This window comes from Pseudomonas sp. UF-293 (assembly GCF_058245595.1).
On sequence record NZ_JBSICA010000005.1, the window covers coordinates 105,094 to 117,855 of the forward strand.

Sequence of the window (12,762 nt, forward strand, 5' to 3'; positions counted from 1 at the left end):
CCTCTTACATCCGATGCTGCTCCAGCAAAAAATCCACAAACAACCGCACCCGCACCGGCATCGCCGCGCCGCCGACGAACACCGCATGAATCGGTTCCTCATCACCGGGGTTCCAGGTTTGCAGCAGCGCAATCAAATCCCCGCGCTGCAAGTCTTCCCTGACGGTGAACTCGCCAATCCGCGCAATGCCGGCGCCGAGTCTGGCGAACTGGGCCAGTGCTTCGCCGCTGCTGCATTCGATGTTGCCGCTGACTTTCAGCGAGAACTCCTTGCCGTCGCGGATAAACGGCCAGTTGGCTTCGGCGCGGCGGAAGTTGAAGCGCAGGCAGTTGTGCTTGAGCAGGTCTTCCGGTTCGAGAGGTGTGCCGTGGCGTTTCAGGTAGTCGGACGATGCGACCACGACTTGGCCGGTGTGGCCGAGCCGGCGTGCGGTCAACGGGCTGTCGGGCAGATGGCCGAAGCGTATGGCGACATCCGCCTGGCCAGCGAGGATGTCGACTACTTCGTCGCCGAGGCTGAGGTCGACGACGATGTTCGGGTAACGGGCGGTGAAGGCTGCGACCAACGGCACAATGGTCAGCCGTCCATGGCCAAGGGCGGCACTGACACGCAAGCGGCCCTTGGGTACGCCTTGATCGGTAATGGCGCCTTCCACTTCGTCCATGTCGGCCAGAATCCGCCGGGCACCGCGCAGGAACGCTTCGCCCTCGGCGGTAAATGTCAGCGCGCGGGTCGTGCGCAGCAACAGACGAGTGCCGAGTCGCTGTTCGGCGCGGGCGATGATCCGACTGACCGCCGAAGGCGTCAGCCCCAATGCACGCGCCGCTGCTGAGAGGCTGCCCTCCTGCGCCACAGTGACGAACACGCTCATTTCCCCTGATCTGCCGTTGAAGTCCATTCGTGCCTCTTACGCAAAGGTGATTGCCAAAATCGCCATCTACCGCCGGAAAACGATGGATCGTAGCATTGGCGGCATAGATGAGGAGACTTTCCATGCGTATCAATCCACCACTTGTTGCACTCGCTGTCGGCGCCTTCGGCATCGGCGTCACCGAGTTCGCGCCGATGGGCATGTTGCCCGGCATCGCTGCCGATCTCGGCGTTTCCATTCCCGCTGCGGGGTTGTTGGTCAGTGCCTACGCTTTGGGCGTGCTGCTCGGCGCACCGCTGATGACCCTGACCACCGGCAAGATCCCTCGGCGCTATCTGCTGATCGGGCTGATGGCGATTTTCACCCTGGGCAATCTGATGTCGGCGCTGGCCACCGATTACTCCAGCCTGATGGTCGCCCGGGTGATCACCTCGCTCAATCACGGTGCGTTCTTCGGGGTTGGCTCGGTGGTTGCCGCCAGCGTGGTCGCACCAGAGAAACGTGCCGGCGCCGTGGCGGCAATGTTCATGGGCCTGACGTTGGCGACTATCGGCGGTGTGCCGCTGGCGGCGTGGTTTGGTGAGCTGTTCGGCTGGCGCACGGCGTTCTGGGGCATTACCGGTCTCGGCGTGCTGACCATGATCGCCTTGTGGTTCGCCCTGCCCAATCTGAAAGCAGAGCAAGGCGCGGGTGCGCTGGCGGAAATACGTGTATTGGGCCGCGGTCCGGTGTTGGCCGCGCTGGCCCTGACCGTGGTCGGCTCGAGTGCGATGTTCACCGTGTTCACCTACATCGCGCCGATTCTCAGCAGCGAAACCCACGCCTCCGCCGCGTTCATCACCGCCATGCTGGTGTTGTTCGGAATCGGTTTGACCCTGGGCAACATGTGGGGTGGCAAGGCTGCCGACCGTTCGATCGACCGCACCCTGATCGTGTCGCTGAGCGCATTGATTGTGGTGTTGCTCGCATTCACTGTGCTGATGCGCTGGCCGCTGCCGGCCGCCGTGGCCATTCTGATCTGGGGTATCGCCAGCTTCGCTCTGGTGCCGCCGCTGCAGATGCGCGTGATGGAAGCGGCCAAGGACGCGCCGAATCTGGCTTCGGCGGTGAACATCGGTGCGTTCAATTTCGGCAACGCGATCGGCGCGGCGCTGGGTGGCGCGGTGATCAATGCCGGGCTGGGTTATCCAGCGATTTCCTTGGCCGGCGCGGCGATGGCTGGTCTGGGCCTGCTGATGGTGCTGACGTTCGCCTGGCGCTCCAGAGCCAGTGCCGCTGCGCTGGCGTAAGTCTTCGCAGCGCTACGCCCCGCCCTGCTGATACTCGCGGGGCGTGCAGCCGAACTCGCGACGGAACACCGTGTGCAGATATTGCGCAGACTTGAAGCCGCAGGCCTGGGCAATATCGGCAATCGCAGCATCGGTGTTCTTCAAACCGCTGGTAGCCGCCGCCAGTTTGAAACGCAGAATCTCGTCATGCACGCTGCAACCGCGCTCGGCGCGGAAATGCGCTTCCAGCGATGAGCGCGACACGCCGACATAGGCCGCCACTTGCGCGGTCTTGATGCCCTGGCAGGCATATTGGCGGATGAACAGCAGCGCTTGCATGACGTAGGGATTGCCCAGCGGTTGGTGCAGGCTCGACACCTGCACGTTGACCGCGTCCGGCGGAATCAGGATTTGCGTACCGGTGGACGGCATGCCGTGGAGCATCTGGTGCAGCAGTTGCGCGGCGGTGCGGCCCATGGTTTCGGTGCCCTGAATCACCGAACTCAGCGGCACACGCGTCAGGCTGCGGGTCAGCGGGTCATTGTCGATGCCGATCAGCGCGACCTGCTCGGGCACGGCGATGCCGGCGGTCAGGCAGGCTTGCAGCAACTGCCGGGCACGGGCGTCGCTGACGGCGATGATGCCGATCGGTTTCGGCAGGCTGTGCAGCCAGGCGATCAGTTGTTCCACGGCGCTGTCCCACAGCGGCGCGCTGGTGCCCATGCCGCGATAGATTTCCGCGTGCAGGCCATCGCGTTGCATCAGTTTGCGAAAGGCTTTTTCCCGCTCCTGCGCCCAGCGATTGGCTTGTGCCTCGGGCAGGCTGAAACAGGCAAAACGCTGCAACCCCGCCTCGACCAGATGCGAGTAAGCCAGCGTGATCAATGCGTTGTTGTCAGTGGCAACGTAGGGAATCGCTTTCGGATAGGCGCGCGCATCCTCGTAGGAACCGCCCACCGCCACCACCGGCAAATGAATGTCAGCCAGCGCCTCGCCGATCAGCGGATCGTCGAAGTCGGCAATGATCCCGTCACCCTGCCAGCGCTCGATGCCTTTCAGGCGGCAGAGAAAATCCTCTTCCAGAAACAAGTCCCAGGAAGCGCGGGTGCTGCTCAGGTAGTTGCCAATGCCGCTGATGATTCCACGGTCGTAGATCTTGCTGCCGTTGAACAACAGGGCGATGCGGTGCACGGGCGGTAGGCTTTTCATACAGGATCCGGATTTGGCGTCAAGCCATTCGCGAGCATCCTCGCTCCCACACGGTTTTGTGAATGACACGAATCAAATGTGGGAGCGAGCCTGCTCGCGAAAGCGGCCTCAAATTGTTTTTGTACTGTTCCGGGCCGCCGTGTCAGGGCAGCGATGGACACAGACTAGGCGCGAAGACGCAGAAGCTCAATACGCAAAATCGCACTCGCAGTTGAGGCTTTTCATAATCAGCGGGCACGGGGCCGTTGCTAGTATCGAGACACCGCCAAGAACAACAAGGACAAGGTCCATGCAGTACTTCCCCAATATCGAGCCGGTTCGCTACGAAGGCCCGAACAGTGATTCGCCCCTCGCTTTCCGCCACTACGACGCCGACAAACTGATCCTCGGCAAACCCATGCGCGAACACCTGCGCATGGCCGCCTGCTACTGGCACACCTTCGTCTGGCCCGGCTCCGATGTGTTCGGTGCCGGCACCTTCAAACGCCCTTGGCAACGCAGCGGCGAGCCGATGCAACTGGCCATCGGCAAAGCAGAAGCCGCGTTTGAGTTCTTCAGCAAACTGGGCATCGATTACTACTGCTTTCACGACACGGACGTCGCCCCCGAAGGCAACTCGCTGAAGGAGTACCGCGAACACTTCGCGCAAATGGTCGACCGCCTCGAACAGCATCAGGAACAAAGCGGCATCAAGTTGCTCTGGGGCACCGCCAACTGCTTCAGCAATCCGCGTTTCGCCGCCGGTGCCGCGAGCAATCCCGACCCGGAAGTGTTCGCCTGCGCCGCTGCGCAAGTGTTCAGCGCGATGAATGCGACCCATCGCCTCAGAGGCTCCAACTACGTGTTGTGGGGCGGTCGCGAAGGCTACGAAACCCTGCTCAATACCGACCTGAAACGCGAGCGCGAACAACTCGGGCGCTTCATGCGCATGGTCGTCGAGCACAAGCACAAGATCGGTTTCACCGGCGACCTGCTGATCGAACCCAAGCCACAGGAGCCCACCAAGCACCAGTACGATTACGACAGCGCCACGGTGTTCGGCTTTCTCCAGCAGTACGGCCTGGAGAAGGAAATCAAGGTCAACATCGAAGCCAACCACGCGACCCTGGCCGGCCACAGCTTTCATCACGAAATCGCCACCGCCGCCTCGCTGGGAATTTTCGGCAGCATCGACGCCAACCGTGGCGATCCGCAGAACGGCTGGGACACCGACCAGTTCCCCAACAGCGTCGAAGAAATGACCTTGGCGACCTATGAAATCCTCAAGGCCGGCGGTTTCAAGAATGGTGGTTTCAACTTCGACTCCAAGGTGCGCCGGCAGAGCCTCGACGAGATCGACCTGTTCCACGGCCACGTTGGCGCCATGGACGTTCTCGCCCTGTCGCTGGAACGCGCCGCTGCGATGGTTGAGAACGATCAACTGCAACTGCTCAAGGACCAACGCTACGCCGGCTGGCGTCAGCCGTTCGGGCAAGCGGTGATGGCGGGCGACTTCAATCTCGAGTCGCTGGCCGAGCACGCGTTTACCAACGAACTGAACCCGCAAGCCGTCAGTGGCCGTCAGGAAATGCTCGAAAACATCGTCAACCGTTACCTGTATCGCTGATCGCCAAAAGAGGCTGCCGACGCAACGACGCTGTGACAATTGCACGACAATTCTGTGCCTGCTGCGTCGGCAGATTCTCTACAGTTCTACCAGCCCGATTCATCGTCAGGCCGTGTCTTTCCAACAAAAATAAAAGGACGCACCACCATGAAGAACTTGAAACGTACGCTGTTGGCCAGTGCCCTGGCGTTGTTGGCCCTGCCGGTAATGGCCGACGCCACCCACCCGAAAATCGGTTTCTCCATTGACGATCTGCGTCTGGAACGCTGGTCGCGCGACCGCGATTACTTCGTCGCGGCGGCGGAAAAAATGGACGCCAAAGTCTTCGTGCAATCGGCGGACGCCAACGAGCAGAAGCAGATTTCGCAGATCGAAAACCTTATTTCTCGCGGCGTCGATGTAATCGTCATCGTGCCGTTCAACGCGACAGTGCTGACCAACGCCGTGGCCGAGGCGAAGAAAGCCGGGATCAAAGTGGTGTCTTATGACCGGCTGATTCTCAACGCCGATGTCGACGCCTACATTTCCTTCGATAACGAAAAGGTCGGCGAGATGCAGGCCGGCGGCGTGCTGAAAGCGGCGCCCAAAGGCAATTACTTCTTGCTGGGTGGTGCGCCGACCGACAACAACGCCAAAATCCTCCGCCAAGGCCAGATGAAAGTGCTGCAACCGGCCATCGACAAGGGCGATATCAAGATCGTCGGCCAGCAGTGGGTCAAGGAATGGAACCCGACCGAAGCGCTGAGCATCGTCGAAAACGCCCTGACCCGTAACAACAACAAAATCGACGGCATCGTCGCCTCCAACGACGCCACCGCCGGCGGCGCCATCCAGGCACTGGCCGCGCAACAACTGGCTGGCAAGGTGCCGATTTCCGGTCAGGACGCCGACCTCGCAGCAGTCAAACGCGTGATTGCCGGCACGCAAACCATGACCGTGTACAAACCGCTGAAACTCATCGCGTCCGAAGCGGCCAAGCTCTCGGTGCAACTGGCACGCAACGAGAAACCCGCCTACACCTCGCAGTACGACAACGGCAGCAAAAAGGTCGACACCATCCTGCTCACGCCAACCCCGTTGACCAAGGACAACATCGACTTGCTCGAACAGGATGGCTTCTACACCAAGGCGCAGATCGCCGGGCAGTGATCCGGCCATAAATCCTGGTCAGACCTGTGGGAGCGAGCCTGCTCGCGAAAGCGGAGTGTCAGTCAGCGATGCATTGCTTGAACTGACGCTTTCGCGAGCAGGCTCGCTCCCACAGGTCTCGTGGTGTGTGAGTCTTCGATATACGAGCCTTTTCCATGTCCGACTATCTGCTGCAAATGAACGGCATCGTCAAAACCTTCGGCGGTGTCAAAGCGCTGAACGGCATCGACATCAAGGTCCGCCCCGGTGAATGCGTGGGCCTGTGCGGCGAGAATGGTGCCGGCAAGTCGACGCTGATGAAGATCCTCTCGGCGGTCTATCCCCATGGCACCTGGGACGGCGAAATCCTCTGGGACGGACAACCGCTCCGGGCGCAATCGATCAGCGAAACCGAGGCCGCCGGCATCGTCATCATCCATCAGGAGCTGACGTTGGTTCCCGACCTGTCGGTGGCGGAAAACATCTTCATGGGCCATGAGCTGACGCTGCCCGGCGGGCGCATGAACTACCCGGCGATGATCCACCGCGCCGAAGCGTTGATGCGTGAATTGAAAGTGCCGGACATGAACGTGTCGCTGCCGGTTTCGCAGTACGGCGGCGGCTACCAGCAACTGGTGGAAATCGCCAAGGCGCTGAACAAACAGGCGCGTCTGCTGATCCTCGACGAGCCCTCCTCGGCCCTGAGCCGATCGGAAATCGAAGTGCTGCTCGACATCATCCGCGACCTCAAAGCCAAGGGCGTCGCCTGCGTCTACATCTCGCACAAACTCGATGAAGTCGCCGCCGTGTGCGACACCATTTCGGTGATCCGCGACGGCAAACACATCGCCACCACCGCCATGGCCGACATGGACATTCCGCAGATCATCACGCAAATGGTCGGCCGCGAAATGAGCAACCTTTATCCCAGCGAGCCACACGAGATTGGCGAGGTGATCTTCGAAGCGCGCCACATCACCTGCTACGACGTCGACAACCCCAAGCGCAAACGGGTCGACGACATTTCCTTCAGCCTCAAGCGCGGCGAAATTCTTGGCATTGCCGGGCTGGTCGGCGCCGGCAGGACCGAACTGGTCACCGCGCTGTTCGGCGCCTACCCCGGCCGCCACGAAGGCGAAGTCTGGCTGGACGGCCAGCCGATCGACACGCGCACGCCGCTGAAAGCGATCCGCGCCGGCCTGTGCCTGGTGCCTGAAGATCGCAAGCGCCAGGGCATCATTCCGGATCTCGGTGTCGGCCAGAACATCACCCTCGCCGTGCTCGAGAGTTATTCGAAAATGACCCGCATCGATGCTGAAGCCGAACTGGGCTGCATCGACCGGGAAATCTCCCGGCTGCATCTGAAGACCGCAAGTCCGTCCCTGCCGATCACCAGCCTGTCGGGCGGTAACCAGCAGAAAGCCGTGCTGGCGAAAATGCTGCTGGCCAAACCGCGCGTGCTGATTCTCGACGAGCCGACCCGAGGCGTGGATGTCGGCGCCAAGTATGAAATCTACAAGTTGATGGGCGCGCTGGCCGCCGAAGGCGTGTCGATCATCATGGTTTCGTCGGAACTGGCCGAAGTACTCGGCGTGTCCGACCGCGTGCTGGTGATCGGCGAAGGCCAGTTGCGCGGCGACTTCGTCAACCATGAGCTGACCCAGGAACAGGTACTCGCCGCCGCCCTCAGCCAGCCGGGCAGCCATAACAATAATGATCGGAAAACCGCGTAAATGAATCAGGTCAAACAACTGTTCACCCGCTACAAGATGCTCGCGCTGGTATTTGCCGTGGTGCTGATCTGGCTGTTCTTCAGCTGGCAGACCGAAGGCGGTTTCCTCACCCCGCGCAACCTTTCCAACCTGCTGCGGCAGATGTCGATCACCGGAATTCTGGCCTGCGGCATGGTGCTGGTGATCATCAGCGGCGAGATCGATTTGTCGGTGGGTTCATTGCTCGGCCTGCTCGGCGGCCTCGCGGCAATACTCGACGTGGTCTATCACATTCCGTTGCTGGCGAATCTGAGTCTGGTCGCCCTGTGCGGCCTGATGATCGGCCTCGCCAACGGCTACATGGCGGCGTACTTGCGCATCCCGTCCTTTATCGTCGGCCTGGGCGGCATGTTGGCGTTTCGCGGGATTCTGCTGGGGATCACCGGCGGCACCACCATCGCCCCGGTATCGCCGGAGCTGGTCTACGTCGGCCAGGGGTATCTGCCCCACGCGATCGGCACTGGCCTGGGTGTGCTGCTGTTTGTGCTGACGGTGTTCCTCACCTGGAAACAACGACGCAATCGCGCCCTGCATGGCCTGGCGGCGCATTCACTGGTGCGTGATGTTGTGCGCGTGCTGGTGATCGGCGCGGTGCTGGCCGGTTTCGTCCAGACCCTCAACAGCTATGACGGCATTCCCGTGCCGGTGCTGCTGTTGCTGATTCTGCTCGGCGTGTTCAGCTACGTCACCAGCCAGACCGTGTTCGGCCGCCGGGTCTATTCAGTCGGCAGCAACATGGAAGCCACGCGCCTGTCAGGCATCAATGTGCAGGCGGTCAAGCTGTGGATCTTCGGCATCATGGGCGTGATGTGCGCCCTCGCCGGCGTGGTCAACACCGCACGCCTCGCCGCCGGCTCACCCTCGGCCGGCAGCATGGGCGAACTCGACGCCATCGCCGCCTGCTTCATCGGCGGCACCTCCATGCGCGGCGGCTCCGGCACCGTCTACGGCGCCCTTCTCGGCGCGCTGGTGATCACCAGCCTGGACAACGGCATGTCCATGCTTGACGTCGATAGCTACTGGCAGATGATCGTCAAGGGCAGCATTCTGGTGTTGGCGGTCTGGGTGGATGTGAGTACGCGCACGGCGCGGCGTTGATCACCGCGAGCCTGGAGGGATCTGCTTCAAAAGGGAGCAAGAACGCAACCCGCTGCTACGCTACGTAACACAATATTATGGAATACCAGATACCAGTAAACGCTGCGTCAAGCGCTTGGTCCGCTCTGGCTCAATGGCTTCGAAGGCCTTGCAGAGCTTGGCCCGTATCTTGCTCCTCCAGTGCATATCGCGCTCAAGGTCTATGGCCATGCCTGCATCCTCCGCACAATTCGGCGACGCTCACACCCGCTCTTCAAGCGCGGTGTGTGCGTTGCCGTGCGCAGCCATGGCGCGTTACCTCCGTCGATTCCGCTCTTCGTCCTCCATCGTGCTGCCTCGGCTGCCATCCTGCGTGAGCGCAAAGCAAAACGGCTTCTGGCAGATAGTCAGGTAACACCTCCCGACGAGAGTCTCTCTCGATCTCTCGCAGTTTCCGCCTTGGCGGATCGCTGCGCACCGTCATTACCGAGTTTCCTGGTGAGTCCCTCCGGCTCGCCCGGCGCTCTGCATCCGGAACAAACCTGATGAACCAAAACACCGCCTTGCTTGTGATCGATATGCAAAAGGAAGATGGCTTCCCGCTCGAACGCTTCGATCAAGTGGTCGATAACGCCGCATCCCTGATCGATCGCGCTCGCCAGTTGCACATCCCGATTTTCTATACCCGCCACGTCAACGACGCTCCGGGCCGCGATCTGGCGCTGGGCGAACCGGTAGACGACCAAGGCAGGCCAACGACTTACCGCGCCGGCACATCTGCGATCGAGATCATTGATGCCCTGGCGCCTCGAGACGCTGACGTCGTCATCGATAAACGCCGCTACAGCGCCTTCCACGGCACCCGTTTGGCTCAGATGCTCAACCGCCGAGGCATCAAGCAACTGGTGGTCATCGGCGTGCTGACGGATGTGTGTGTCATGAGCAGTCTGTTCGACGCCTATCAGCACGACTTCCAGGTCAGCCTTGTCGCTGACGCCTGTAGTGCGACTACAGAGGGAGCGCATTACTCGGCACTGTTCATCCTGTCCAACTGGCTGTACGGGCTGGAGCTCTTTACCACCGAGCAGCTGTCGAGACGCTGGAACAACGAGCCGGCAACATCGCTTCGAACCGCAGAACCCGATCACCTCGCCTTCCAGCCAGATGAATTCCCACAAGTCGTAGCGCGCTTTCAACGCCGCCTCGTCGACGCCTGCTGAACGGAGAACAGACATGAAAGTTGAAAAACGCAGCATCGACTTTATCCCTGAGAGCGAGCGTCACGGTCGGCCACGTTCCCTGTTCTTCGTCTGGTTTGGTGCCAACGCCAACATCACCACGGTAGCGGCTGGAGTGTTGCCCATCAGCCTGGGACTCAATCTTTTCTGGAGTGCGCTATCGATCCTTATCGGTTCGCTGATTGGTGCAATCTTTATGGCTTCGCACTCCGCGCAGGGGCCGAGACTGGGTATTCCGCAGATGATCCAGAGCCGGGCACAATTCGGGGTTTTCGGCGCTATCGTCCCGCTGCTGTTCGTCATGCTTATTTACTTGGGCTTTTTCGTCAGCAACACGCTGTTGGCTGCTCAGGCGGTCAGCAACCTTAGCCCGTTGAGCACCGCTGGCAACATCGCTCTGCTGGGCGCGGCATGCTTCCTGGTCGCGCTGTTCGGCTACCAATTGATCCATCGCGTGCAGAAGGTGCTCTCGTTGGTTTCGATTGCCGTGTTCGGCATCGCCACCCTGCTCGCCCTCGCGCTGCCGATAGAGACCGGCCAATGGACCGCGCAGGGTTTCAATCTGGTCAGCTTCCTCGCCTCCGTCAGTATCGCGGTCACTTGGCAATTGTCCTACGCACCTTACGTGGCGGATTACTCTCGGTATTTGCCGAGCGACACATCCACCCGCCAAGTGTTCTGGTACAGCTACGCCGGTACCGTTATCGGCGGAAGCTGGATGATGTTGTTAGGCGCCGTGCTGGCCAAGGGCATGGTGGGGTTCTCCGATAACGTCGGGCTGCATCTTATAGGCCTGCTCGGAGGAGGCACGCTGTTGATGGTGGCATTCGTGCTTTACGGCCAGATCGCCATCAACGTGTTCAACCTGTATGGCGCTTTCATGTCGACGGTCACGATGATCGAGCCTTTCTCTGCGCTCAAAATCACCCCGTCTGTACGTGCGGGATTCCTGCTGATCATCTGCACGATCGCAACCGGTTTATGCACTTTGGCGCAGGACGACTTTCTGCAGTTCTTCCTGAATTTCATTTTTTTCATGAGCTACTTTCTGATCCCCTGGACGGCGATCAATCTTGTCGACTACTACGCGCTGCGCAAAGGCGTTTACCGGATTGCCGACATCTTCGATCCGGCAGGCATCTACGGTCGGGTGAACTGGACAGCAATCGCAGTATTCCTTTGCACCATTGCTCTGGAAATTCCGTTCATGAACACCTCCATGTACGTCGGGCCTGTTGCCACCAGCCTGCAAGGCGTAGACCTGGCGTGGGCCGTTGGCTTGCTGTTCCCTGCGTGCGCTTACTACGCCCTCATGCGCCGGCGCGGTTCGCTGTTGCTCAAGGCAACGGGAGTCTGACTGAGCAGAACAGATCTGCTTTCCAAAGCCCGGAAACAAGGGCTGAGGTCTGTCAGCGCAGACGTCAGCCCCTCTTCGAACCAGCCCGTCAGGGCATGCGCATCTCATACGCAGTGCCGGACCTTAACCATCTGTAATGCACGAACGTCTGCTAGGATCGCAATCACTGACGGAACAGGAGCACGGTGCGTGAGCAAGCACAATGCGAGCAGCGACAGCGTTTCCAAGGGCATAGTGCTGATCAGCGCTGCTGTCTTTCTGCTCTCCCTGGCCGATGCAGCGGTCAAATACTTCAGCACTCGCTTACCGCTCTGGCAGCTGTTTCTCTTGGTGTCTTGTCTATCGGTTCCCGCCCTTGGCGTCTGGCTCGGCAGACGCATCAGATCGGGCCGCCAAGGGATTACATCGCTGTACTGGGTGACCGTCCGGAGCATCCTGCTTTTGTTGATGTGGGTAACCTACTACGCGGCATTACCGCTGATTCCATTATCAGTCGCTGCCGTGGCGATCTACACGACGCCCCTGTTCATTGCGCTTTTTTCCACCCTTTATGGAGGTGAGCCGTTATCACTGCGTAGCTGGGTGGCGATAGGAACAGGCTTTGCGGGTGTCGCAACGGTGTTACGTCCAGGCTCGGACATCTTCGTTCTCGCAACGCTGCTGCCCGTCATCGCTGCTGTGTTCTACGCGCTTGCGATGGTAGTGACGCGCCGACACTGTCGCAGTGAACATCCACTGGTATTGGCCCTGGGATTGAATACCGCTTTCCTCGTCGCCGCCAGCATCGGCGGTATCGCTTCGCTGATGGTCAGTGACACGACTGCCACAAGTGCCGGTTTTCTACTCTCCCCATGGCAAACGCTTGATTGGCAAGTGACGCTGTTCATCTTCTGTTATGCCTGCGCTCTGGTCTTCATCAACACCGCTACCGCCAAGGCTTATCAAATCGCGCCTGCGGCACTGATCGGCACGTTTGATTACGCCTACCTGGTTTTTGCCTGTCTTTGGGGTTACGTGCTGTTCCACGAGGTCCCGGATATTTTTACATGGGCAGGAATGGCGTTGATTTTGATTGCCGGCTTGCTGGTCATCCGCGCCGAAAAAGATGGCCAGTAACTTCTCCTGTGAAAGTTGACCAGTCAGGCCTTCCGACAGTGTTTTGCCCTTTCTCGTCAATTCCCCGGCAAATCAGATATTTCTGCCTAGACTTGAACATGTCCCGGCACTTGAACGCGT

General features: G+C 60.2%; 10 protein-coding genes. 8 read left to right on the top strand and 2 right to left on the bottom strand.

All coding sequences use genetic code 11. The annotated features are described in order from the left end of the window. Positions 1-4: 4 nt before the first annotated feature. Positions 5-898: a LysR family transcriptional regulator gene (locus tag AC4IHP_RS08350; protein WP_490831432.1), complete on the bottom strand. Its 894-nt coding sequence runs from the start codon at positions 896-898 to the stop codon at positions 5-7. 95 nt (positions 899-993) lie between these two features. Between AC4IHP_RS08350 and AC4IHP_RS08355 the strand changes: the two genes are divergently transcribed. Continuing rightward, the gene (locus tag AC4IHP_RS08355; protein WP_041480537.1) at positions 994-2,160 is read left to right on the top strand and encodes an MFS transporter; all 1,167 of its coding nucleotides are present in this window, start codon (positions 994-996) and stop codon (positions 2,158-2,160) included. A gap of 12 nt (positions 2,161-2,172) precedes the next feature. Here the strand turns inward: AC4IHP_RS08355 and AC4IHP_RS08360 are convergent, their stop codons facing one another. Continuing rightward, complete coding sequence (locus tag AC4IHP_RS08360; protein WP_016774329.1) at positions 2,173-3,348, bottom strand: XylR family transcriptional regulator; 1,176 nt, start codon at positions 3,346-3,348, stop codon at positions 2,173-2,175. A 289-nt stretch (positions 3,349-3,637) separates the two neighbouring features. Between AC4IHP_RS08360 and xylA the strand changes: the two genes are divergently transcribed. The 7 genes from xylA (at position 3,638) to AC4IHP_RS08395 (ending at position 12,642) form a co-directional block, all read left to right on the top strand. Next, the gene (gene xylA / locus AC4IHP_RS08365) at positions 3,638-4,954 is read left to right on the top strand and encodes a xylose isomerase (RefSeq protein WP_490831433.1); all 1,317 of its coding nucleotides are present in this window, start codon (positions 3,638-3,640) and stop codon (positions 4,952-4,954) included. 147 nt (positions 4,955-5,101) lie between these two features. After that, the gene (xylF, locus tag AC4IHP_RS08370) at positions 5,102-6,103 is read left to right on the top strand and encodes a D-xylose ABC transporter substrate-binding protein (RefSeq protein WP_490831434.1); all 1,002 of its coding nucleotides are present in this window, start codon (positions 5,102-5,104) and stop codon (positions 6,101-6,103) included. A 155-nt stretch (positions 6,104-6,258) separates the two neighbouring features. After that, positions 6,259-7,815, top strand: coding sequence for a D-xylose ABC transporter ATP-binding protein (gene xylG / locus AC4IHP_RS08375; protein ID WP_039758957.1), 1,557 nt, complete (start codon positions 6,259-6,261; stop codon positions 7,813-7,815). Further along, positions 7,816-8,952, top strand: a complete 1,137-nt coding sequence (locus AC4IHP_RS08380) for a sugar ABC transporter permease (protein ID WP_016774325.1) — start codon at positions 7,816-7,818, stop codon at positions 8,950-8,952. A 524-nt stretch (positions 8,953-9,476) separates the two neighbouring features. After that, complete coding sequence (locus AC4IHP_RS08385) at positions 9,477-10,151, top strand: cysteine hydrolase family protein (RefSeq protein WP_130911009.1); 675 nt, start codon at positions 9,477-9,479, stop codon at positions 10,149-10,151. A gap of 13 nt (positions 10,152-10,164) precedes the next feature. After that, positions 10,165-11,526 carry a purine-cytosine permease family protein gene (locus tag AC4IHP_RS08390; protein WP_460118517.1) on the top strand — a complete coding sequence of 454 codons (1,362 nt, stop codon included), beginning with the start codon at positions 10,165-10,167 and terminating at the stop codon, positions 11,524-11,526. 189 nt (positions 11,527-11,715) lie between these two features. Continuing rightward, on the top strand, positions 11,716-12,642 hold the full coding sequence (locus AC4IHP_RS08395; RefSeq protein WP_490831435.1) for a DMT family transporter: 927 nt from the start codon (positions 11,716-11,718) through the stop codon (positions 12,640-12,642). The last annotated feature ends 120 nt before the right edge of the window (positions 12,643-12,762 follow it).

Bases quoted from the DNA above. Each gene is read 5' to 3' on its own strand.
- AC4IHP_RS08355 (WP_041480537.1), top strand. From the start codon at position 994: ATGCGTATCAATCCACCACTTGTTGCACTCGCTGTCGGCGCCTTCGGC.
- AC4IHP_RS08380 (WP_016774325.1), top strand. From the start codon at position 7,816: ATGAATCAGGTCAAACAACTGTTCACCCGCTACAAGATGCTCGCGCTG.
- AC4IHP_RS08360 (WP_016774329.1), bottom strand. From the start codon at position 3,348: ATGAAAAGCCTACCGCCCGTGCACCGCATCGCCCTGTTGTTCAACGGC.
- AC4IHP_RS08390 (WP_460118517.1), top strand. From the start codon at position 10,165: ATGAAAGTTGAAAAACGCAGCATCGACTTTATCCCTGAGAGCGAGCGT.
- AC4IHP_RS08385 (WP_130911009.1), top strand. From the start codon at position 9,477: ATGAACCAAAACACCGCCTTGCTTGTGATCGATATGCAAAAGGAAGAT.
- AC4IHP_RS08350 (WP_490831432.1), bottom strand. From the start codon at position 898: ATGGACTTCAACGGCAGATCAGGGGAAATGAGCGTGTTCGTCACTGTG.
- xylG (WP_039758957.1), top strand. From the start codon at position 6,259: ATGTCCGACTATCTGCTGCAAATGAACGGCATCGTCAAAACCTTCGGC.
- xylA (WP_490831433.1), top strand. From the start codon at position 3,638: ATGCAGTACTTCCCCAATATCGAGCCGGTTCGCTACGAAGGCCCGAAC.
- xylF (WP_490831434.1), top strand. From the start codon at position 5,102: ATGAAGAACTTGAAACGTACGCTGTTGGCCAGTGCCCTGGCGTTGTTG.